19 protein-coding genes are annotated in these 22,256 nt (G+C 73.7%); 15 read left to right on the forward strand and 4 right to left on the reverse strand.

Going from position 1 to position 22,256, the window contains the following annotated elements; all coding sequences use genetic code 11:
- Window positions 1-77 precede the first annotated feature (77 nt).
- Window positions 78-1,595, forward strand: coding sequence for an MFS transporter (locus ACWDD9_RS25985; RefSeq protein ID WP_449812796.1), 1,518 nt, complete (start codon window positions 78-80; stop codon window positions 1,593-1,595).
- Between the two features lie 75 nt (window positions 1,596-1,670).
- Here the strand turns inward: ACWDD9_RS25985 and ACWDD9_RS25990 are convergent, their stop codons facing one another.
- Window positions 1,671-2,189, reverse strand: coding sequence for a GNAT family N-acetyltransferase (locus ACWDD9_RS25990; RefSeq protein ID WP_082345996.1), 519 nt, complete (start codon window positions 2,187-2,189; stop codon window positions 1,671-1,673).
- A 46-nt stretch (window positions 2,190-2,235) separates the two neighbouring features.
- On the opposite strand from ACWDD9_RS25990, the gene thpR reads away from it, so the two are divergent.
- Window positions 2,236-2,823: an RNA 2',3'-cyclic phosphodiesterase gene (gene thpR / locus ACWDD9_RS25995; RefSeq protein ID WP_449812797.1), complete on the forward strand. Its 588-nt coding sequence runs from the start codon at window positions 2,236-2,238 to the stop codon at window positions 2,821-2,823.
- Window positions 2,824-3,162: 339 nt separating this feature from the next.
- Here the strand turns inward: thpR and serC are convergent, their stop codons facing one another.
- The gene (gene serC / locus ACWDD9_RS26000; protein ID WP_049656082.1) at window positions 3,163-4,290 is read right to left on the reverse strand and encodes a phosphoserine transaminase; all 1,128 of its coding nucleotides are present in this window, start codon (window positions 4,288-4,290) and stop codon (window positions 3,163-3,165) included.
- A 175-nt stretch (window positions 4,291-4,465) separates the two neighbouring features.
- Window positions 4,466-5,566, reverse strand: a complete 1,101-nt coding sequence (locus ACWDD9_RS26005; RefSeq protein WP_049656080.1) for a citrate synthase 2 — start codon at window positions 5,564-5,566, stop codon at window positions 4,466-4,468.
- Between the two features lie 438 nt (window positions 5,567-6,004).
- On the opposite strand from ACWDD9_RS26005, the gene pdxH reads away from it, so the two are divergent.
- From pdxH to ACWDD9_RS26055, 10 genes are all read left to right on the forward strand, one after another.
- Window positions 6,005-6,637 carry a pyridoxamine 5'-phosphate oxidase gene (pdxH, locus tag ACWDD9_RS26010; protein ID WP_049656088.1) on the forward strand — a complete coding sequence of 211 codons (633 nt, stop codon included), beginning with the start codon at window positions 6,005-6,007 and terminating at the stop codon, window positions 6,635-6,637.
- A 144-nt stretch (window positions 6,638-6,781) separates the two neighbouring features.
- Window positions 6,782-6,973, forward strand: coding sequence for an FxSxx-COOH cyclophane-containing RiPP peptide (fxsA, locus tag ACWDD9_RS26015; protein WP_049656076.1), 192 nt, complete (start codon window positions 6,782-6,784; stop codon window positions 6,971-6,973).
- A 280-nt stretch (window positions 6,974-7,253) separates the two neighbouring features.
- Window positions 7,254-8,657: a TIR-like protein FxsC gene (locus ACWDD9_RS26020; RefSeq protein ID WP_375876454.1), complete on the forward strand. Its 1,404-nt coding sequence runs from the start codon at window positions 7,254-7,256 to the stop codon at window positions 8,655-8,657.
- Window positions 8,647-12,660, forward strand: coding sequence for an FxSxx-COOH system tetratricopeptide repeat protein (gene fxsT / locus ACWDD9_RS26025; RefSeq protein WP_049657466.1), 4,014 nt, complete (start codon window positions 8,647-8,649; stop codon window positions 12,658-12,660). Before ACWDD9_RS26020 ends, fxsT begins: the two co-directional genes overlap by 11 nt.
- Before the next feature lie 56 nt (window positions 12,661-12,716).
- The gene (locus ACWDD9_RS26030) at window positions 12,717-13,997 is read left to right on the forward strand and encodes an FxsB family cyclophane-forming radical SAM/SPASM peptide maturase (protein ID WP_449812798.1); all 1,281 of its coding nucleotides are present in this window, start codon (window positions 12,717-12,719) and stop codon (window positions 13,995-13,997) included.
- A 93-nt stretch (window positions 13,998-14,090) separates the two neighbouring features.
- On the forward strand, window positions 14,091-15,158 hold the full coding sequence (locus tag ACWDD9_RS26035) for an aKG-HExxH-type peptide beta-hydroxylase (protein WP_449812799.1): 1,068 nt from the start codon (window positions 14,091-14,093) through the stop codon (window positions 15,156-15,158).
- A 326-nt stretch (window positions 15,159-15,484) separates the two neighbouring features.
- The gene (locus ACWDD9_RS26040) at window positions 15,485-15,670 is read left to right on the forward strand and encodes a hypothetical protein (RefSeq protein ID WP_049660424.1); all 186 of its coding nucleotides are present in this window, start codon (window positions 15,485-15,487) and stop codon (window positions 15,668-15,670) included.
- Between the two features lie 70 nt (window positions 15,671-15,740).
- Entirely contained in the window at window positions 15,741-18,167 is a 2,427-nt protein-coding gene (locus ACWDD9_RS26045; protein ID WP_449812800.1) for an FxsB family cyclophane-forming radical SAM/SPASM peptide maturase, read from the forward strand.
- Between the two features lie 162 nt (window positions 18,168-18,329).
- Window positions 18,330-19,043, forward strand: a complete 714-nt coding sequence (locus ACWDD9_RS26050; protein WP_449812801.1) for an aminoglycoside N(3)-acetyltransferase — start codon at window positions 18,330-18,332, stop codon at window positions 19,041-19,043.
- Between the two features lie 280 nt (window positions 19,044-19,323).
- Complete coding sequence (locus tag ACWDD9_RS26055) at window positions 19,324-19,857, forward strand: NUDIX domain-containing protein (protein WP_074005475.1); 534 nt, start codon at window positions 19,324-19,326, stop codon at window positions 19,855-19,857.
- Here ACWDD9_RS26055 and ACWDD9_RS26060 read toward each other — a convergent pair whose 3' ends face one another.
- Entirely contained in the window at window positions 19,858-21,171 is a 1,314-nt protein-coding gene (locus tag ACWDD9_RS26060) for a hypothetical protein (RefSeq protein ID WP_449812802.1), read from the reverse strand. It abuts the gene before it with no gap.
- A gap of 182 nt (window positions 21,172-21,353) precedes the next feature.
- Between ACWDD9_RS26060 and ACWDD9_RS26065 the strand changes: the two genes are divergently transcribed.
- The 3 genes from ACWDD9_RS26065 to ACWDD9_RS26075 all read left to right on the forward strand — a co-directional run bounded on the left by ACWDD9_RS26065 (window position 21,354) and on the right by ACWDD9_RS26075 (window position 22,255).
- Complete coding sequence (locus ACWDD9_RS26065) at window positions 21,354-21,803, forward strand: ATP-binding protein (RefSeq protein ID WP_449812803.1); 450 nt, start codon at window positions 21,354-21,356, stop codon at window positions 21,801-21,803.
- Between the two features lie 62 nt (window positions 21,804-21,865).
- Window positions 21,866-22,006 (forward strand): hypothetical protein, encoded by a 141-nt coding sequence (locus ACWDD9_RS26070; protein WP_158077778.1) that lies wholly within the window; start codon window positions 21,866-21,868, stop codon window positions 22,004-22,006.
- Window positions 22,007-22,126: 120 nt separating this feature from the next.
- Window positions 22,127-22,255, forward strand: a complete 129-nt coding sequence (locus ACWDD9_RS26075; protein WP_380781940.1) for an albusnodin family lasso peptide — start codon at window positions 22,127-22,129, stop codon at window positions 22,253-22,255.
- Window position 22,256 lies beyond the last annotated feature (1 nt).

The following is a 22,256-nucleotide window of genomic DNA, read 5'->3' on the forward strand; positions in this document are numbered from 1 at the left end:
TCACCGCAGGACCGACCACCGACACCAGGAGCGCGACGGCCACCGCCATGGCCGTCGCGCCGCGAGGGGAGACCAACGTGACACCGACGGCCGCAGCCAGCGCCGCCATCCGCACCGACGAGCCCACCACCGACCCCGCCGCGGCCAGTGCCGCGGCCGCCGAAGCCCAGGCACCCGCCCCCACGGGACTGCCCGGCAACGGCGACGACGACCCCGACGAACGCACCGCGGCGGACCCCGCCGCTCCCGGCCGATCCCGATCGGCCACATCTCCCACAGGCGCCCGCTTCACGAGGCCCGGGGGGATGTTCTCCTCCCTTCGCGTTCGCAACTACCGCTACTACTTCGCCGGCCAGGTGGTGTCCAACACCGGCACCTGGATGCAGCGCATCGCCCAGGACTGGCTGGTGCTGAGCCTCACCGGCAGCCCGCTCGCGGTCGGCATCACCACCGCCATGCAGTTCCTGCCGATGCTGCTGCTCGGACTGTTCGGCGGCGTGCTCGCCGACCGGATGCCCAAGCGCCGGCTGCTGATCTACACCCAGGGCGCGATGGGCCTGCTGGCCGCCGGCCTCGCGGTGCTGACCGTCGGCGGCGTGGTGACGCCGTACTACGTGTACGCCTTCGCGCTGCTGCTCGGCCTGGTCACCGTGGTGGACAACCCGACCCGGCAGGCCTTCGTCTCCGAGATGGTCGGACCGAAGGACCTGGCCAACGCCGTCAGCCTGAACGCCGCCAACTTCCAGACGGCCCGGCTGGTCGGCCCCGCCGTCGCGGGCCTGCTGATCGCCGCGGTCGGCAGCGGCTGGGCGTTCGCCGTCAACGCGCTGTCCTTCGCCGCCGTGATCGGCGGGCTGCTCGCGATGCGGGAGTCCGAACTGCGCCCGACCGCGCCGATCGCCCGCGAGAAGGGGCAGTTGCGCGAGGGCCTGCGGTACGTCAAGGAGCGGCCCGAGCTGCTCTGGCCGATGGTGCTGGCCGGGTTCATCGGCACCTTCGGCTTCAACTTCCCGACGCTGCTCTCCGGTTTCGCGTACGACACCTTCAAGGTGGGCGCCGGCCAGTACGGCCTGCTGAACACCGCGATGGCGATCGGCTCGCTGGCGGGTGCGCTGCTCGCCGCCCGCCGGGGCGTGCCGCGGCTGCGCCGGCTGGTCGGCGCGGCGCTGGCCTTCGGAGCGCTGGAGGTGGTCGCCGCGTTCGCGCCCGACTACTGGACCTTCGCGCTGCTGCTGATGCTCATCGGGGTGTTCGGGCTGAGCTTCAACACCTCCGTCAACTCCATGCTGCAGTTGTCCACCGACCCCGAGATGCGCGGCCGGGTGATGGGCCTGCTGGTGCTGGTCTTCACCGGCGGCACGCCAATCGGCGCCCCGGTCGTCGGCTGGGTGACCGCCTCGTACGGGCCCCGGCTCGGCCTGCTGGCCTGCGGACTGGTGTCCGCGGCGGCGGCCGGCACGGTCGGCCTGGTGCTGGCCCGCAGCGCGGACCTGCGGGTGCGGTTCGACCTGCACCCGGGCCGCGGCGGCCGGGTGGTGGCCTTCGTGCCGCGGACCGGTGCGGCGAGCAAGTCGGAGCTGGCGGCGGCCTGCTGATGCCGTGTCAGGCCCCCGGGAGTGCCCCGGGGGCCCGGATGGTTCAGGAGCCCGGACGGTTCAGGGCAGGACGGGTCAGAGCCGGATCTCCAGCACCTGGCCGGGCCAGAGGCCGTGCGGCTGCTCGACCTCGAACGTCACGGTCTCGGTGAAGCCGAGCGCCCGGTAGAGCCCGACCAGCTTGCGGTCGGCGCCGCCGTAGCAGTCCACCCGGAGCAGGCCGATGCCGCGCCGGCGGGCCTCCTCGATCGCGTCGGCGATCAGCGCGGCGCCGATGCCGGAGCCCTTGCGGGTGCGGTCGGTGACCAGGTTGCGGACGTACAGCTCGCGCTCGTCCACGGCGGGGATCCACCGGCCGCGGTCCTCGGAGACCACGCAGCAGCCGACCGTACGGCCGTCCTCGTCCACGGCGAGGCGGATCAGGAACGGCTCCTCGGCGTACGAGGAGACCTGGTCGATCCGGGCCTGGTTGGTGCTGAACGGCTGGTCGCCCCACTGGCCGGTACGGCCCTGGGCGGTCAGCCAGGAGACGGCGCCGTCGAGCAGGGACAGGATGTCGGGGACGTCCGCGGACCCCCCGTTGCGGATCTTCATGGAAGACCGTTCTACCCCAGACGGCCGGTCGCGGGAAGATTGATCCATGAGGTTGTTCGTGGCGGTGCTGCCGACGACCGAGGCGCTGCAGGGGCTCGCGGACGCGGTCGCGCCGCTGCGGGAGCTGCCGGGGGCGGAGCGGCTGCGCTGGACCGGCGCCGAGAGCCGGCACCTGACCCTGGCCTTCCTGGGCGAGGTGGCCGCCGAGCGGCTGCCCGAGCTGGAGGCGGGCCTGGCCGCCGTCGCCGAGGTCAACCCGGTGCACCGGCTGCGGATCGCGGGCGCGGGGCGGTTCGGCGACCGGGTGCTCTGGGCCGGGGTCAAGGGCCAGGCCTGGGCGCTGCGCAGGCTGGCCGAGGCCGTCACGGAGGCCACCGCCGAGGTCACCGGGGCGACCGACGACTTCGCCTTCCACCCGCACCTCACCCTCGCCCGGGCGGGCTCCTCGCGCGGGCACCGGCGGGCCGTGCAGCGGGTCGCGGCGGCCGAGCTGGACGGCCTGGTGGCGGCGCTGGCCGACTACCGGGGGCCGGAGTGGGAGGCCGCCGAGCTGCACCTGGTGCGCAGCGACCCGGGCGGCGGCTCCGCGCGCTACGTGACGCTGCGCACCTGGGCGCTGGCCGACTGGGGCTGAGGGCTGAGGGCTGAGGGCTGAGGGCTGAGCGCCGCGGGGCGGGCCGTGGGGGCGGTGGGGCAGGGGCCCGGCGGAGTCCGGGGTGAGCCGGAGGTACGCTCGTTGACCGTGGATCCCAAGACTCGTATGCGCATCGTCTCCGGCACCCTGGTGCTGATGCTGGTCGTCGTGCTGATCAGCTCACTGGTCGGCCGCTGAGGCCTGCCTGAGGCCTGTCCGAGGGCTGCCTGAGCCTGCCAGAGGCCCGTCCGGGCACAGACACGCCCCAGCACCCCGGGAACGGCGAGAGGGCCACCGCCCGTCGGCGGTGGCCCTCGGCCGTGTCCTCGGGGGACCGGGTCAGACCTGCGCGAGCTGCTCGACCACGTAGTCGACGCAGTGGGTGAGCGCCTCGACGTCCGCCGGGTCGATCGCCGGGAACATCGCGATGCGCAGCTGGTTGCGGCCCAGCTTGCGGTACGGCTCGGTGTCCACGATGCCGTTGGCACGCAGTGCCTTGGCGACCGCGGCGGCGTCCACCGACTCGTCGAAGTCGATGGTGCCGACCACCTGGGAGCGCTCGGCCGGGTTCGCCACGAAGGGGGTCGCGAAGGGGGACTTCTCGGCCCAGGAGTACAGCCGGGACGAGGAGTCGGCGGTGCGGGCGACCGCCCAGTCCAGCCCGCCGTTGCCGTTCAGCCACTCCAGCTGGTCGGCCAGCAGGAAGAGGGTGGAGAGCGACGGGGTGTTGTACGTCTGGTCCTTCGACGAGTTGTCGATGGCCGTCGGCAGCGAGAAGAACGGCGGGATGTAGCGGCCGGAGGCGGCGATCTCGGCGGCGCGCTCCAGGGCGGCCGGGGAGAAGGTGGCCAGCCACAGGCCGCCCTCGGAGGCGAAGGACTTCTGCGGGGCGAAGTAGTAGACGTCCGTCTCGGTGATGTCCACCGGCAGGCCGCCGGCGCCCGAGGTGGCGTCCACCAGGACCAGCGAGCCCTCGTCGGCGCCGGCCGGGCGCGCGATCGGCATCGCGACGCCGGTCGAGGTCTCGTTGTGGGTGAGCCCGTAGACGTCCACGCCGGCCTCGGCGACCGGCAGCGGGTGGGTGCCCGGGGCGGTCTTGATCACGGTCGGCTCGCCGAGCCACGGCGCGGCCTTGACCGAGGAGGCGAACTTCGAGGAGAACTCGCCGAAGTCCAGGTGCTGGGACTTCTCCCGCACCAGGCCGAAGGCGGCGATGTCCCAGAAGGCGGTGGAGCCGCCGTTGCCGAGGACGACCTGGTAGCCGTCCGGCAGCGAGAACAGGCTGCTCACGCCCTCGCGCACGCGCTTGACCACGTTCTTGACCGGGGCCTGGCGGTGCGAGGTGCCGAGCAGGGAGGTCTGGGTGGCGGCGAGGGCACTCAGGGCCTCGGGGCGCACCTTGGACGGTCCGCAGCCGAAACGGCCGTCTGCGGGCTTGATGTCAGCGGGGATCTGGATCTGAGCCACGCGCGCAGCCTACCGGCCGGGGGCCCGGCGGGGTACGGCCGTCCGCCCGCTGAGACCGCGGTCACGGCTGCTCGGGGAGCCGCCCGGAAACGTGCGGCAGCGGGCCCGGCCGGAGCCGGACCCGCTGCTCAGGGGCACTGACCGGACGCTCGTCCGGTATTCGCCGACCGGGGGGTCAGCGGGCGATGGCGTCCCAGCCCTCGATCTCCTCGGGGCGGCGCGGGCCGGGGCCGATGTAGCGCGCGGAGGGGCGCACGAGCCGGCCCGTGCGCTTCTGCTCCAGGATGTGCGCCGACCAGCCGGCCGTCCGGGCGCAGGTGAACATCGAGGTGAACATGTGCGCCGGGACCTCGGCGAAGTCCAGCATGATGGCGGCCCAGAACTCGACGTTGGTGGCCAGCACGCGGTCGGGGCGGCGGTTGTGCAGCTCCTCCAGCGCGGCCTTCTCCAGCGCCTCGGCGACCTCGAAGCGCGGCGCGCCGAGCTCCTTGGCGGTGCGGCGCAGCACCCGGGCGCGCGGGTCCTCGGCGCGGTAGACGCGGTGGCCGAAGCCCATCAGGCGCTCGCCCTTGTCCAGGGCGTTCTTGACCCAGGCGGTGGCGTCGCCGGTGCGCTCGATCTCCTCGATCATGCCGAGCACGCGGGACGGCGCGCCGCCGTGCAGCGGGCCGGACATCGCGCCGACCGCGCCGGAGAGCGCGGCCGCGACGTCGGCGCCGGTGGAGGCGATGACCCGGGCGGTGAAGGTGGAGGCGTTCATGCCGTGCTCGGCGGCGGAGGTCCAGTAGGCGTCGACGGCCTTGACGTGCTTCGGGTCCGGCTCGCCGCGCCAGCGGATCATGAACCGCTCGACGACCGTCTCGGCCTTGTCGATCTCGCTCTGCGGGACCATCGGCAGGCCCTGGCCGCGGGCCGACTGGGCGACGTAGGAGAGTGCCATCACGGCGGCCCGGGCGAGGTCGTCGCGGGCCTGCTCGGCGTCGATGTCCAGCAGCGGCTTGAGGCCCCAGACCGGGGCGAGCATGGCGAGCGCCGACTGCACGTCGACCCGGATGTCGCCGGAGTGCACCGGGATCGGGAACGGCTCCGCGGCCGGCAGGCCGGGGTTGAACTTGCCGTCCACCAGCAGGCCCCAGACGTGGCCGAAGGAGACGCTGCCCACCAGGTCGTCGATGTCGACACCGCGGTACCGCAGGGCGCCGCCCTCACGGTCGGGTTCGGCGATCTCGCTCTCGAACGCGACGACTCCCTCAAGCCCGGGTACGAAATCGGACATGCGACGGCTCCCTCAGTTCTGTGATCGGCGCTCCGCCGTGGTGGGGCGGCGCGCCAGTGACCGAATGGTGTTTGGCACTCGGTGCCAGGGTGACAGGCACGGGGTGCATTGCGCCATACACCACCATGGTGATGTTTCCCGTCGACCCGTTTGACTTTCCCCGTCGGAGGGGTCGGCCGGGCCCGTGGCGCTCCCGGAACCCCTGGAATCGCCGGAACCAAACGTCCGGTTCCGGACAATTCCCCGCAGGGCGGGCGGCCAAGCGATGGAGGGTCACCTGATCTCCCACCGGGGTTTGTCCGGAGGTAGCGGTGCCCGCTGCTTGTCGTACGGGATGATGTTGGCGTGCAGACCCCGGATCGCGCCCAGTCGACGCCCCCGAGCCCCGCCAACCGGACCCTGGCCGACGAGGCCCGCCCCGGCCCGGACCTCACCGTGATGCGCAAGCACTACAGCCACGAGGGCCTGGTCGAGGAGCAGCTCGCGCCCGAGCCGATCGGCCAGTTCACCCGCTGGTTCCACGACGCCGACGACGCCGGGGTGGTGGAGCCCAACGCGATGGTGCTCTCCACCGCCGACGCCGAGGGGCGGCCCAGCTCGCGCACCGTCCTACTCAAGGGCTACGACCTGCGCGGCTTCGTGTTCTTCACCAACTACGGCTCCCGCAAGGGCTCCGAGCTGGCCGCCAACCCGCATGCCGGGCTGCTGTTCCCGTGGATCGCGCTGGCCCGCCAGGTGATCGTCCAGGGCCGGGTGGAGAAGGTCGGCCGGGACGAGACCGCCGCCTACTTCCGCACCCGCCCGCACGGCTCCCAGCTGGGCGCCTGGGCCAGCGAGCAGTCCAGCCCGGTCGGCGGCCGGGAGGTCCTCGAACAGCGGTACGCCGAGCTGGAGCGCCGCTACCCGGAGGGCGAGGGCGTGCCCGTCCCGCCGTTCTGGGGCGGGTACCGGGTGGTCCCGCGGAGCGTCGAGTTCTGGCAGGGCCGGGAGAACCGGCTGCACGACCGGCTCCGCTACGTCGCCGACCCGTCCAGCCCGACGGGGTGGCGGGTGGAGCGGCTCTGCCCGTGATCCGTTCGGCCCACAGGCTCCGCGCGGCGCCCGCGCGGAGCTGATGGACCGTCATCCCCCGGGTGTAGGATGCCCGTCGCGGACCTGGGTCGATGCACTTGCGGCCGGCAGCCCGCTGTGCCGACACGATCGAGTGAGGGACTGATGGGCGTCACCGGTGCGGAAACCGCCGCTGGACTCGGCTCTGACCTGGTCGACGTCGCCGCCCTGCCGCTCGACGAACTCGACGCCCTGCCCGACACCGTCCTCGGCGACCTGCTGCGCCGGGTGGTCGCGGACGCCCTGACCCCCGGCGCGGAGCCGCTCGCCGCCTTCCAGTCGGCGCTCGACCGGTAGCGCGCCGCGCGCCGCCCGGCGCGCCCGCCCGGCGTCCGCGCCCTCCGTTCGCCCTCCGCGCCCCTCCTCCGGCGTGTCGGGCCCGACGGGCGCCCGCGCCCCCGCCGGCGCGCCCCCGAGCGCCGGAGCGCCCCCGGTCAGGGGAGTGCGCCTGGCCACCGGCTAAACCCCACGCGGCCGCCGAATCCCCCAACTCCCCTGCACTGGCGGTGGAGTTCGCGACATGCTGGGGTATGAAACCAGCGCCGTCGCGGACCGTCGGGCACGGGGGGAACAGGTGATGGAGCACGAACAGCACCGGCCGTACTTCTTCTTCAGCTACGCGCGTCGGGACTACGAGGCCGAGGACGCCTTCGTCAACCAGTTCTTCAACGACCTGCGGGACGAGCTCGGCCGGCTGGTCGGTACGGGCGTGCGCATCGAGGAGCTGGCCTACCGGGACACCGAGCGGCTGCGGCTGGGCGACGACTGGGCGGAGAAGCTGGCGACGATGCTCGGCCGCAGCCGGACCATGGTCGCGCTCTACTCCCCGGCCTACTTCGCCAGCCTCTACTGCGGCAAGGAGTGGACCGCCTTCCGCGGCCGGGTCCGGCGCCACCACGAGGACACCGGGGAGCTCATCCCGGCGCTCGTCCCGGTGCTCTGGGAGCCCGTCGAGCCGGGCGGCCTGGCCGACGAGGTGAACAAGATCCAGTGGGCCCAGCCGGACATGGGCGAGGCCTACGCCCGGTACGGCCTGCGGGCCCTGCTGCGCACCGCGCAGGGCGGGGCGTACGAGCAGGTCGTCCGGGTGGTCGCGGAGCGGGTCCGGGACGCGGCCGCGCGCCGGCTCGGCGTGCTGCCCGAGTTCGACCTCGGCGCCGTACGCGGCTACTTCCCGCCCCCGGCGGCGCCGCCGGTGGCCTCCAGCCCCGGGATGGTGCGGCTGTTCATCGCGGCCGGCCGGGCCCCGGAGGCGGCCGCGGGCGACTCCCGCGCGGGCGGCTGGTACGGCGCCAAGCCGTGGCACTGGGCGCCGTACCACCCGCCCGTCCAGCCGTCCCTGGCGGCCCGCGCCCAGCAGGTGATCACCGGCGCCGGGCACACCACCACGCTGGAGGAGGTCGACACCGCCCTCGCCGAGAAGCTCGACCAGGCCCGCGAGGACAGCCAGGTGAGCATCCTGCTGGTGGACCCGTGGGTGGCCGGCGGTGAGCGGTACCGCTCCGCGCTGCGCGCGTACGACGAGCAGAACCACCCGGTCACCGGCGTGATGGTGCCCGCCGGCAGCGACGACCCGGCCGACGGGCCGGAGCGCGACGCGCTCTGGGCGGGCGTGCGCGACGTCTTCCGGCGCAACTGGCTGCGCCGGAGCGACCTGGAGCACTTGTTCCGGGTCAAAGTGAGCCGGGAGAGCTTCGACAGCGACCTCACCATCATGGTGACGGTCGCCCAGAACAAGCTCATGGACGACAACCTGGATTGGGGGGACGATGGCGGCGGCGCCTTCGGCTTCGGTCCGGGCGGCGGCCCGGACACCGGCCCGGCGATGCCCGGACTGGCCATCCCGGCCGGACCGCCGGGGCCCCGCCAGGGGCCCGCACGCACCGACCGGGGCCTCCCGGGTTCCACGGACCTGCCGCACCAGAGCCGGGGCAAGGACACCGCCGCCCCGCTGAGGGGGGAGAAGCACGATGACCACTGAGCCCGGCGCGGAGCCGGAGCGCGGCGGACCGGGATCGGTCGTCACGTTCTACTCCTTCAAGGGCGGCACCGGCCGCACCATGGCGCTCGCCAACGTCGGCTGGATCCTCGCCAGCCGCGGCCTGCGCGTCCTGGTCGTCGACTGGGACCTGGAGGCGCCCGGCCTCCACCGGTACTACCACCCGCTGCTGGTCGACCCGGAACTGCACTCCACCGACGGCCTGATCGACCTGCTGCGCTCCTACGTCAAGCAGGCGCTGCCCTCCGCCACCGGGCCGGTCGGGCAGTCCCCGGCCGACTGGCTGGACGAGCCTGGGCGCCTGGACGGCTACGTCTGCGGCCTCGCCCTCGACCTGCCGCCCGGCGGCCGGCTCGACTTCCTTCCCGCCGGCCGGCAGAACGCCGCCTACGGCGCGGCCGTCACCAGCTTCAACTGGCGCAGCTTCTACTACGGCCGGGACATCCGCGGCGGCGAGTTCCTGCGCGAGCTGCGCGAACGCTGGGCCCGCGGCTACGACTACGTGCTCATCGACAGCCGCACCGGCGTCAGCGACACCTCCGGCATCTGCACGGTCCTGATGCCCGACACCGTGGTGGACTGCTTCACCTTCAGCGTCCAGAACATCCGCGGCGGCGTCGACGCCGCCCGCGCCATCGCCGAGGCCGAGGAGCGGGCGATCCGGGTCCTGCCGGTGCCGATGCGGGTCGAGGACGCCGAGCAGGAGCGCCTGGAGGCCGGCCGCGACTACGCCCGCGAGGCCTTCGCCCCCTACCTCGGCCGCTGGCTGGCCGGCGACCGCCGGGCCGCCTACTGGGCCGACGTCGAGGTGCCGTACAAGCCCTTCTACGCCTACGAGGAGGTGCCCGCCACCGTCGCCGACCGGCCGCAGGAGGCCCGCAGCCTGCTCAACGCCTTCGAACGGCTGGCGGGTTGGATCACCGACGGCCGGGTCCGCACCCTGCGCCCGCTCACCGCCGAGGCCCGCCGCCGGCTGTACGGCGCCTACCTGCGCTCCGCCCGCGCGGTGCCGCGCCAGGTGTTCGTCAGCTACGCGCCCGAGGACCGGATGTGGGCCGAGTGGGCCGCCGGGACGCTCACCCGCTTCGGCTACCAGACCTCCCTGCACAGCGCCGCCGAACCGTACTCCGGCTCCCGGCCGCCCGAGGTCGCCGGGCCGGTCGACGGCCAGGGCCGGCTGCTCGCGCTGCTCTCGCCCGAGTACACCGCGCTGCCCCGGGCCGCCGAGGTCTGGCAGCTCCTCCAGGGGCGCGAACTGGCCTCCGGCTCACCGGCGTTGGTCGCCTTCCGGCTCCAGGACTCGGACGAGCCGGTGCCCCGCCCGTTCGCCGGGCAGCCCGCGCCCGACCTGGTCCGCTCCTCCGCGGTCGGCGCCGAGTCCCAGCTCTACGCCGAACTCGGCCCGCCGCCCGGCAGCAGCCGCCAGTCCGACACCGACAGCGGGGAGTTCGCCGCCCCGGCGCGGTTCCCCGGCACCGCCCCGCAGGTCCAGGACGCGCCCTCGCGCAACGCCGCCTTCATCGGCCGCGGCAAGCTCCTGGAACTGCTCCGCAACCGCTTCACCGGCGGGCCCGCCGCCGTGCTCAGCCAGGTGCTCTACGGCTTCGGCGGCGCCGGCAAGTCCCAGATCGCCGCCGAGTACGCGCACCGCTTCAAGGCCGCCTACGACGTGGTCTGGTGGGTGCCCGCCGAGGAGCCCGCCAACATCCCGCAGAAGCTCGCCGAACTCGCGCCCCGGCTCGGCGTGCCCACCAGCGACGACGTCGCCCACACCGCCGCCACCGTGCTCGACGCGCTGCGCCGCGGCCAGCCGTACCGCCGCTGGCTGCTCGTCTTCGACAACGCCGGCACCCCCGAGGAGCTCGCCCCCTGGCAGCCGGCCGGCTCCTCCGGCGGGCACGTGCTGATCACCTCCCGCAACCAGGGCTGGGCCCGGCACGCCGGCCTGGTGGAGGTCGACGTCTTCCTCCGCGAGGAGAGCGTCCGGCTGCTGCGCCGCTTCAACGGCGGCCTCTCCTCGGAGGACGCCGACCAGGTCGCGCACCGCCTCGGCGACCTCCCGCTCGCCGTCGGCCAGGCCGCCGTCTGGCTCCAGGAGACGTCGATGCCGATCGCCACCTACCTCGAACTGCTCGACGAAGAGCTCACCGAGATGCTGGAACGCACCCGGCTGCGCGCCGCCGACTACCCGCACTCGGCCGCGGCGACCTGGCGCATCTCGGTCGAGGAACTGCGCCGGATGAACGCCCCGGCCGCCCAGATCCTGGAGATCTGCGCCTTCTTCGGCCCGGACGCCATCCCGATGCGGCTGCTCTACAGCCGGGCCGTCACCCGCGCCCTGCGGCTGCCCCCGCGCGCGCCCCGGGACAAGCTCGCGATCGGCGAGTTCCTGCGCGCCATCAACCGGTTCGGGCTCGCCCGCACCGACCAGGGCAGCGAGACCATCACCGTGCACCGGCTCGTCCAGGCCGTGCTGCGGGACCAGGTCGAGGAGGACCGGCGGGCCGAACTGCGCGGCGTCGTCCACGCCGCGCTCGCCACCGCCAACCCCGGCGACCCGGACGTGCCCGCGAACTGGGCCGAGTACGCCGAACTGCTGCCCCACCTCTGGCCGTCCGGGGCGCTCGACAGCGCCGACGAGGACGTCCGGCAGTGGATCATCGACTCGGTCCGCTACCAGTGGAAGCGCAGCCTGCACGAGTCCGGCCGGGAACTGGCCGAGCGCACCCTGGAGCACTGGCGCCAGGACGGCTACGGCGGGCCCGACTTCGACGTCGACAACGACGCCCAGACGCTCATGCTGCGCACCCAGCTGAGCAACATCCGCCGCTCCCAGGGCGCCCTCCAGGAGGCGTACGAGATGGACCGGGACATCCTGGACCGCTTCACCGCGACCCTGGGCCCGGAGCACTCCCACACCCTCGCCGTCGCCAACAGCCTCGGCGCCGACCTGCGCTTCCTCGGCCGCTACGACGAGGCCCGGGCGCTCGACCGCCGCACCCTGGACGCCGCCCGGCGCACCCTCGGCCCGGACCACCCGCGCACCCTGATGATCACCAACAACCTCGCCGTCTCCGACTACCTGGCCGGAGACCGCCGGGCCGCCCTGGAACGGCACCGCAGCAACTACCTCCAGCAGCGCGACGCGCTCGGCGCGCACAGCCTCTACGCGCTCTCCTCCGCCTCCAACTACGCCCGCGACCTGCGCGAGACCGGGCGGCTGCGGGAGGCCCTGGACCTGCTGGAGGAGACCGTCCGGATCTACCAGCAGACCATCGGCGACGGCCACACCGACACCCTGCGCGCCCGCAAGAACCTCGCCGTGGCGCTGCGCCGGGCCGGCCGGTACCACGAGGCCCTGGAGATCGACGAGGACATCTACCAGCGCTACCTGGACATCAACGGCGCCGAGCACCCCGACACCCTGGCCGCCGCCACCAACCTGGCCAGCGACCTCAACGCGCTCGGCGACACCGGGCGGGCGATCCCGCTGGCCGAGCGGGCGCTGCTGCGGTACCGCGACTACCTGGGCGAGGACCACCCGGTGACGCTGGCCGGCGCCAACAACCTCTCGGTGTACCTGCGGCTGGCGGGGCGCGCGGCGGAGGCGCGCGAGCTCTCCGGCCGTACGCTGGCGCAGTTCCGCCGCGTCCTCGGCGCCCACCACCTCTACATCCCGATCGCGATGATGAACCACGCCAACGACCTGTCGCTGGCCGGGGAGCTCCAGGCCGCGCTCGAACTGGAGCTGGAGGCCGAGCCGTTGATGACCGCCGCCCTCGGCCAGGACCACTACGACGCCATCGGCATCAACTCCAACCTCGCGCTGTCGCTGGCCGCCCTCGGGTACGCCGAGCGGGCCGCGGAGCTGCGGTCGGACTGCATCCGGCGGGCCCGGGTCACCCTGGGGGAGGAGCACCCGACGACGATCGCGGTGCGGGCCGGCACGCGGCTGGACTCCGACGTGGAGCCGCCGCACGTGTGACGGATCGTCAGATGTGGTGGTCCGCGCTCCGGGGCCGGTGGCCTAGGCTCACGGGCATGGTGCCGTTCCGGCAGTTCCTGCTGAAGATCCACAGTCGGTGCAACCTGGCCTGCGACTACTGCTACGTGTACGAGGGCGCGGACCAGAGCTGGCGCGGGCGGCCGCGGCGGATGGAGCTCGCGACCGTCCGCCGCACCGCCCGGCGGATCGACGAGCACGCGGCCGAGCACGGGCTGGACGAGGTGTCCGTGGTGCTGCACGGCGGCGAGCCGCTGCTCGTCGGCGCGGCCCATCTGGACGCGCTGCTCGGCGAGTTGGCGGCCGTCCGGCCCCGGGTGCGGTTCACCGTCCAGACCAACGGGCTGCGGCTGCTGGACGAACCGGCACTGCTCGACGTGCTGCACCGCCACCGGGTCGCCGTCGGGGTCTCGCTGGACGGCACCCCGGCCGGCCACGACCGGCACCGCCGGCTGCCCTCCGGCGCGGGCAGCTGGGCGCGCACCGCCGAGGCGGTGCGGCTGCTCGGCTCCGACCGGCACCGGGAGCTGTTCGCCGGCCTGCTGTGCGTCGTCGACCTGGCCTCCGACCCGGTCGCCACCTACGAGGCGCTGCTGGAGTTCGCGCCGCCCCGGCTCGACCTGCTGCTGCCGCACGCGACCTGGCGGGAGCCGCCGCCGGGCGCCCCGCCCCGGACGGTGCCGCACGCGCCGCCGACGGGCACGGAGCCCGCGCCGTACGGGGAGTGGCTGATCGCCGCCTTCGACCGCTGGTACGGCGCGCCGCGCCGGGAGACCGGGGTGCGGCTGTTCGAGGAGCTGGCGGTGCTGCTGCTCGGCGGGCGGGCCGCCAGCGAGGCGGTCGGGCTGGCGCCCGTCGACCTGGTGGTGGTCGAGACGGACGGGGCGATCGAGCAGGCGGACAGCCTCAAGGTGGCCTACGACGGCGCCCCGGGGACCGGCCTGGACGTGTGGCGGCACGGCTTCGCCCGGGCGGGCGCGCACCCGGCCTTCCGGGCCCGCCAGCGCGGCCTCGCGGGCCTCGGGCCGGTCTGCGCCGGCTGCCCGCTGGCCCGGGTCTGCGGCGGGGGGCTGTACGCCCACCGGTACGCGGAGGGCGGCTTCGGGCAGCCGTCGGTGTACTGCGCGGACCTGGACCGGCTGATCCGGCACATCGCGGGGCGGCTGCGGGCGGGGGTGGCGGAGCTGGCGGGGGCGCCCGGGCAGGCGGCGGAGTCGGCGGGATCGGCGCTGTCGGCGGAGGTCGGGTCGGTGGGTCGGGAGCGTCGAGGGGCCCCTCGGCTCACCCGTCCGGGTCATGCCCGGCCGCCGTCCGGCTGATCCGCCCCGGCGCGGGGAGACCGCGGGCGGGCGCGGCGGGTTGGGCGATGGGCCGGCCGAACGGGCCGGAGGCCGTACGCACGAGGAGGAACGGTGGCGGGGACGGACGAGGTGGTGGCGGCCGGGGTGCCGGTCGCGCGCGGGGCGGACGGGCTGCCCCGGCACGGGGTGGACCGGGCGGTGTTCCGGGCGGTCGCGGGCGCGCGCGGCGGGCCGGAGGCCGTCCGGCTGCTGCGCGCCGGGCAGTTGAGCAAGCGGGCGCTGCTGCTGCTGGCGCTGCGCCGGGCGGTGCCGGAGCACGACGGCTACCGGGAGGCGTACGCCCGGGTGCGGGCGCTGCAGCGGAGCGACCGGGCGCGCTGGGAAGAGGTGCTGCTGCGGCCCGAGTTGGACGCCTGGGCGGCCGACTGCCTGCGCGGCGCGGCGGCGGGGGAGGACGTCCCGCTCGGCGGGCTGGGCGAGTTCCTCCGCCCGGCCCCGGGCCCGGCCCTCGCGCTGGAGTGCGACGGGCTGCGCTGGGCGCCGTCGCTCGACCACGCCGGTCCGCGCCGGGTGGACTACGGGCGCCCGCCGGCCGGTCCGCTGAACGGTACGGAACTCGCCCTCTGGGAGCGGCGGTTGGCCGAGGCCTGGGAGATCCTGGTGCGCCGCCACCGCCCCCACGCACGGGCCGTCGCGGCCTGCGTGGCCACCGTCGTGCCGCTGCGGCCCGCCCCCGGCGGGGAGGCGGTCAGCGCCGCCGCCCGGCGGGCGTACGGCGCGGTGGCGGCCTCGCTGCCGGACGATCCGGTGCTGCTGGCGCTGGCCCTGGTGCACGAGTTCCTGCACGTCCAACTCGGCGCCCTGCTGGACCTGGTGCCGCTGCACCGCCCCAACGGCCCGGCCGCCTACCACGCTCCCTGGCGGCCCGACCCGCGCCCGGCCGGGGCGCTGCTCCAGGGGGCGTACGCGCACCTGGGGGTGGCGGACTTCTGGCGGGCGGAGGCGGCTGCGGGGGCGGGCGACGTCGCACGTGCGCGGGGGGAGTCCGTCCGCTGGCGGACGCACACCCTGAGCGCCGGGGAGACGCTCCTGAGCTGCGGCGAACTGACGGCGGCGGGACTGGAGTTCACCGGGGAGCTGGTGCGGGCCGTCCGGGCGCTCGGCGGGCCGGGGGAATGAATCCGGCTTGCCGGATGCTTGGTCCGGCGGGGCGATTGTTCCGGTGCTTCCCGGGGCACTCCCGGGGTGTGACCAGGGGCTGGTCCGTGTGGTTGTTCGGGCACGGGCCATGGCGACGCGCTTCGGCGCGCGCCACGGCGAAGTGCGCGACCGCTGAACGGGTGAATTCTGGGGGCCCAAAGCGCTGTCGTACGACGTCGGCAGCCCGGGGAGCCCAACGTGAGTCCGCAAGGTGCCGCGCGGAGTCTTCGCGGGCACTACATTGGTCGCAACCGGGTGGGCTTACCCACCCTCGGCAGGTCCTAACCGCGCCTAAGGAAACGAATATGACTCCGGTAACCAGCACCAGGCCGGCCGGCAAGCTCACTGACCCTCAGGAGACGCCGGAACGCCCCTCGCTCGCCGACCTCGCCGCACTCGGCGCGGAAGAGCTCGCCTCCCGGCTCCAGCGCGCGCTCCCCGGCGCGGACTCCGGCCTCGTGCCGGTCGCAGCCTTCAACTCCTCGATCTGACCCGGCCCGGAACTCCCGGCGGAGCCCAGGCCGAGCAGACCGAGCCGATCGAAGCGAACCGGACAGTTCCATGACGACGTCGATTCCGCTGCCGTTGACACAGTTCGTGGTCAAGATGCACAGCAGGTGCGATCTGGCCTGCGACCACTGCTACGTCTACGAACACGCGGACAGCAGCTGGCGTTCCCGGCCGAAGGTCATCGCGGACGGGATCCTGGCCAAGGCCGCCGAGCGCATCGGCGAGCACGCGGCCGCCCACCGGCTGCCCGCCGTCCGGGTCGTCCTGCACGGGGGAGAACCCCTGCTCGCCGGCCCGGACCGCTTGCGCCGCGCTGCCGAGGCGCTCCGGGCGGCACTCCCGCCCGGCTGCGCCCTCGACCTGCGCATCCACACCAACGGCGTGCTGCTGAACCGGGACTTCTGCGCGCTGTTCGCGGAGCAGGAGATCAAGGTCGGCATCTCGCTGGACGGCGACAAGGCCGCCAACGACCGCCACCGGCGGTTCGCCGACGGGCGCAGCAGCCACCCGCAGGTGCTGCGGGCCGTCGCGCTGCTGAACGAACCCGGATACCGGCACCTGTTCGCCGGGCTGCTGTGCACGATGGACGTCCGGAACGACCCGGTGGCCGTGTACCGGGCGCTGGCCGAACTCCGGCCGCCCGCCGTGGACTTCCTGCTCCCGCACGCCACCTGGGACGAGCCGCCCGGGCGCCCCGCCGAGCTGGGCGCCACGCCGTACGCCGACTGGCTGCTGACCGTCCACGGGCTGTGGGACGCGGACGGGCGGCCGTTCGCCGTACGGACCTTCGAGTCCGTGCACCGGACCCTGCGGGGGTTCTCCAGCCTCACCGAGTCGCTCGGACTGGAGCCCTCCGACCTGGCCGTCCTGGAGACGGACGGGACCTTCGAGCAGGCCGACAGCCTGAAGACCGCGTACGACGGCGCGCCCGCCACCGGGATGAACGTTTTCGCGCACAGCCTCGACGACCTCGCCCGCCATCCCGGCATCGCCGCCCGGCAGTCCGGCCTGGCCGGACTGAGCGAGGCCTGCCGCGCCTGCTCCGTGGTCCGCTCCTGCGGTGGCGGGCTGTACGCCCACCGCTATCGGAGCGACGATGGGGGAGGCAGCTTCGACCATCCCTCCGTCTACTGCGGTGATCTCATGACGTTCATCAAGGGCATTGCGGGGAGCGGGAGTTCCGGCGACGGTGTGCCCGCGCAGCCGGCCGGGGTGCCCGGTGCGCCCGGTGCGCCGTCGCCGGAGGCCGAACCGCTGCTGCCCGGTGCGCTCGCCCCGTCGCAACTCGACGAACTCGCGCACGGATACGGGAGCGCGGAGACCGTCGCCGCGCTCGGCCGCTCCCAACTCGCCCTCACCCGGGCGATGCTGGCCGCCGCCTGGGACGCCTCCGGACAGGGGCGGGCCGAAGCGTGGACCCTGCTGGCCGAGCTCGACACGGCGGCCCCCGCCGCCGTGGACGCCGTCCTCGCCCACCCGTACGCCCGCGCCTGGGCGGCCCGCCGCCTCGCCGGGGACCTCCGGGCCGGACTCGGCCCGCTGGCCGCGCTCGCCGCGGCGGCCGCGGTGCGGGCCGGCCGGGGCGACGCGGTGGCCGTGCCCGTACGCGGCGGCTGGCTGCACCTGCCGACGCTCGGCCGGATCGCCGTACCCGACGGCGAGGCCGTGGTCACCGGGCGGGCGGGCGGCCTCGCGGTCCGGGCGTCCGACGGCACGGTGCGCACCGAACTGGACGAACCGCTGCGGCGGGTCCGGCTGGCCGGCGGCTGGACGGTCGCCCTGGAGGACGCCGACCCGCTGCGCGACTGCCACGACCACCCCGTCGCGGCCCACCTCTCCGAGAGCGAACTGCTCGACTGGACGGGCGCGTTGCGCGAAGCCTGGGAGCTGCTCGGGCGCGACCTGCCCGGGTACGCGGAAGGCATCCGGGCCGGCCTGACGACGGTCACCCCGTTGCGGCCGGGCCCGACCGGCCGGGACGTCAGCTCGGCGGCCCGGCAGGCGTACGGCGCCGTCGGCATCGCCCGGCCCGCCACCGCGCCGACCCTCGCCCTGCTGCTCGCGCACGAGTTCCAGCACGTCAAACTCGGCGCGGTGCTGGACCTGACCGACCTGTACGACCGCGCCGACCCCACCCTGTACTTCGCCCCCTGGCGGCCCGACCCCCGGCCGCTCGAAGGGCTGCTCCAGGGCACGTACGCCCACCTGGCCGTCACCGAGTACTGGGGCACCCGCACCCTCGCGTACGACGGACTGCCGGGCACGGCCGCCGACCGGGCGCGGGAGCAGTTCGCGCTCTGGCGGCGGTACACCGCCGAGGCCGTGGAGCGGCTGGCGACCTCCGGAGCCCTGACCGGGACCGGCTTGCGCTTCGCCGACGGCATGCGTGCCACCGTGGCACCCTGGCTCGACCTGTCGCTGCCCGCCGCCGCCGAGCAGGCGGCCGACCGGGTACGGCGGGAACGGGCCGGGGTCTGACCTCCCACCCGCGCCGCCCCGGGACCTCCCCCGCCCGGGGCCCTCACCCCCCCGGGAGACGCCATCCTCACCGAACCCCGCGCCGGCGGCGGCGTCGCCGTCGCCTCCCCCGTCCACCCCCTCGTCCGCGACCTCGCCGACCTCGGGGTCCGTCCCGGCACGGTGCTGCACGTCCAGGCATCGCTGCGCTCCCTCGGACCGGTGCCCGGCGGGGCGGCCGGGGTGGTCGAGGCCCTGCTCGACGCCCTGGGCCCCGACGGCACCCTCGTCGCCTACACCGCCACGCCCGAGAACTCCGCCACCTCCCGCATCCACCAGTCCGCCACCGCCGGTCTCTCCCCGGCGGAGGTGGCCGACTACCAGGCCCGGATGCCCCGCTTCGACCCGGCCACCACCCCGGCCTCGCCCTCCATGGGGGCGCTGTCGGAAGCCGTCCGCTCCTGGCCGGGCGCCCTGCGCAGCCGGCACCCGCAGACCTCCTGGGCCGCCGTGGGCCGGCTCGCCCACGAGGTCACCGCCCACCACCCGCTCACCTCCCACCTCGGCCCGGAGTCGCCGCTCGGACGGCTCTACGACCTGGACGCCCGGGTGCTGATGCTCGGCGTCCCGATGGACCGCTTCACCGCCTTCCACCTCGCCGACCTGCGCATGCCCGACGTGACCGTGCGCGAGTACCGCTGCGTCGGCGTGGACGGCTGGACCACCTTCCGGGCCCCCGACCTGGACGACCTCCACTTCGGCCGCCTCGGCGCCGAGGTCCTGCGCGCCGCCCGCGGCGTCACCACGGCCCGCATCGGCGCCGCCGACTGCTGGCTGGTGCCGGTGCGGGAGGCCGTCGACCTGGCCGAGGCCGTCCTGCGGCGCGGGCGCCTCTGAAACCCGCTCCTTGTTCCCACCGCTGACAAGAGACCCCGCCGTTTCCCACCCCCCGCCCCCACACCCACCCCTCCGCCCCACCCCGCCCCCGCGTGTGCGTGAGAAGTCGGCCCCGCCGACTTCCTACGCACGCTGTCCTCCCGATCGGTTTGGCGGCTCCTGGGCCCCACGGCTGCGAGCAAGGTGCCCCTATTCGTCAGTGTGACGCAAATGGGTTGGAAGCGCTTGCCCAGCCTGCGGCGTCTGACATGCTGATGGTCCGTCGAGAGGGGTCGCAGCGATGCAGTGGAAGATCCACGGGGAACGTCCGATCTACGAGAACCCTTGGGTGAACCTGTGGTTGGCCGACGTCGAGCAGCCTGACGGGCGCCGCTGGGAGTACCACGTGGTCAAGCTGCGGCACTTGGCCGTGGCCGCCATCGTGAACAGCGAGAAGCAGGTCCTCATGATGTGGCGGCACCGCTTCATCACCGACACCTGGGCCTGGGAACTCCCGATGGGCCTGGTCGAGCCGGATGAGACTCCGGCGGAGGCTGCGGCCCGTGAAGCACTGGAGGAGACCGGCTGGAAGGTCTCGGACGTGAAGCCGCTGATCTACGCGCAGCCGGCGAACGGGATCACCGACTCGGAGCACTTCGTCTTCCGGGCCGACGCCGCGGAGTACGTGGGACCGCCGACCGAGCGCAACGAGTCCGACCGGATCGAGTGGATTCCCCTGTCCGATCTGCGCGGCATGATCAACCGTCGCGAGATCGTCAGCAGTGGCACGCTCGTGGGCGTGCTCCACCTGCTGCTGGACGAGGCTGGCCTTTGATCAGCCGGCCGCACTGGTGATCCGGTCGGCCAACGTCGCTACTGAGGCATTGGCCCGATAGGGCTTGAGTAGGTGCCGGAACTCCTGGAGGTGGGCGACCACTCGAGGGGACTCGATCACTGCCGCGAGATCGGCGGCTTCCGTGGCGGTCGCGCACGCCAACTCGACCTGCCGCTGCTGGAGCTGGGTGCGTGCGAGCCAAAAGCTGTGGAACGCGCGGCCCCGGAGGTTCGTCGTCGGTTCGGCCCGTAAGGCTTCGGCGATGAGGGGTTCGGCGGCGGTTGCGTCTCCCAGCTGGCCGAGGGCGATGCCGGTGTCCACAGTGAGCTTGGTGCGGTCGAAGTACTCGACCCATGCGGGGTCGTCGTCCCCCTCGCGGATGCGCTCGAAGTGCTGTTGCGCCTCGGTGATCGCGCGGTGGGTCGACGCCTGGTCGTGTGCGCTTGCGTGGCCGAAGGCTTCGCGCATCGACAGCATGGCCAGTAGCCTCGGCGTACCGCCGACAAGGCGCGCGCTGTCCTGCGCGGCTAGGGCGAGCGTGATCGCGTCCTGTGCCCTGTCCTGGTAGGTCGACTGGAGGCTGAGACAGGCCAACACGTTGGCGATGAAGGGGCGGTCGTCGATCTCTCGTGCGAGCCGAAGCGACTCAGTGAAGTAGCCCTGCGCGGTGTTGTACTGCCGTGCGTCGAAGTACGTCCACCCTGTGAGGCGTGCGAGCTCGGCAGCGATGCCGTGCAGGCTGCGCCGGTAGTTGGGATCGGCGGTGTCGCGCATTATGCCCGTGACGTATCTGAGCTGACCGATTACCGCTGGCCGGAGCGCTTCGCCGCCGTGCTGGTCATCGCGCCGCCAGTAGTCCTCGATGGACGCTTGGAGGGACCGCAGGACGTTGGGCGTGACCCGCGTGCCCGCCGCGATGGCGAGGATGTTGTCGAGATCGCTGCCTGAACGCGAATCCACGACCGGCAACGGGGTACGGGCAGGCTCGACCACCGGTGTTGGGTCCCGGCGTGGGATCGGTGACGGTTCCCAACTGCGGTCCGCCAGGCCGAGCATCCGTCCCGGAATCCGTAGGCCGTCTGCGATGCGTTCGATGACGGTCATGTTGGTGATCTTCGGTCGGCCCTTCATCACCTCGCCCACCCTGCTGGGTGTCAGCTCGCACGCTCGGGCGACGCGTGAAGGGTGGAAACCGCCTTTGCGCTTGGCGAGCTGGAAGATCAACGCGAAGTCTCTCTCCGCGCATGCCGCCACCATCTCGGGGTCCGTGAGCAGCCGACGCGGAAGCCCTGGTGACGGAGTGGACTCGCTCATGGCCAGCTGCCCCTCAGCGCAAGGAAGATCATTGCTCAGTGTCACGTGAGATAACTGACCGCGAGTTTACCCATCGTGGGTACACGCGCTGGCCTTATTTCGACACCACCTGCCACGGGATTCTGGGATCGCTTCCGGGAGGACGCCGGGAGCCCGACTGATGGAGGGGAGCGGTTCTACCGATGAGTCTGATCAAAACCGCCGACCCATCAGGTACCGAGCACATCGAGATCCCGGTAGTACGGTCTGGTGACCTCGGGTGCCTGCTCCATCTGCGCTGCCATCCCGAATCTGCGGGGACCGCACGCAAGTTGGTGACTACCGCTCTGACGGCATGGTCCCTTGAGTACCTTGCGGACGTGGCTGAGCTGCTGGTGACCGAACTGGTTGCCAACGCGGCCAAGCACACGGGGTGTTCGCGGATCTCCGTCTCGGTGGACCGACAGGAGGCGTCGGTGTGGGTGGGGGTCCGGGACTCGTCCCGCGCACTGCCGTGCCGCACGGAGCCGGAGGGTCAGGCGGAGTCCGGGTATGGCCTCGGCCTGGTGGAATCCCTCTCGTCCCGTTGGGGAGTGGACTGGGCCCCGTTCGGCAGGTGGGTCTGGTTCGCGCTGAGGACGGCGACGCCATGACCTCGGACGGAACTGGGGCTCGCGGCCAACACCATGGCGAGCGTCGTGATCCCGTTGGCGCGGTGCTGACGGGGGTCTGGGCGCTCGGTCACGTGGTCACGGTGTTCCTCCTCGGAACCGCCGCGGTGAACCAACTGGACGCCGACCACCACGGCCTGGCGCACATCTCGCTGGCGGCACCGGACCACGAGCCGCCGGCCTGAGCATTGGCTCACCTCAAGACTCCCCCCGGCCCCGACGACGACACCAGGGTCGGGGGGTCGCACCACCGTGACGGGGAGTGGACCCGCCACGCCCTACGGCAACGAAGGGAGGTGAACACCATGGAGGACTTCGCCCAGCTCGACCCCGAGCCGGAGGAGGAGGCCGTCGTCCTGGGAGACGCGGCGGTCCTGACGAAGGGCAGCAACAACCAGAGTGTTGAGGGCAAGCGCTCGCCCTACAACGCCTGAC

It is taken from the genome of Kitasatospora sp. NPDC001119 (assembly GCF_053598475.1).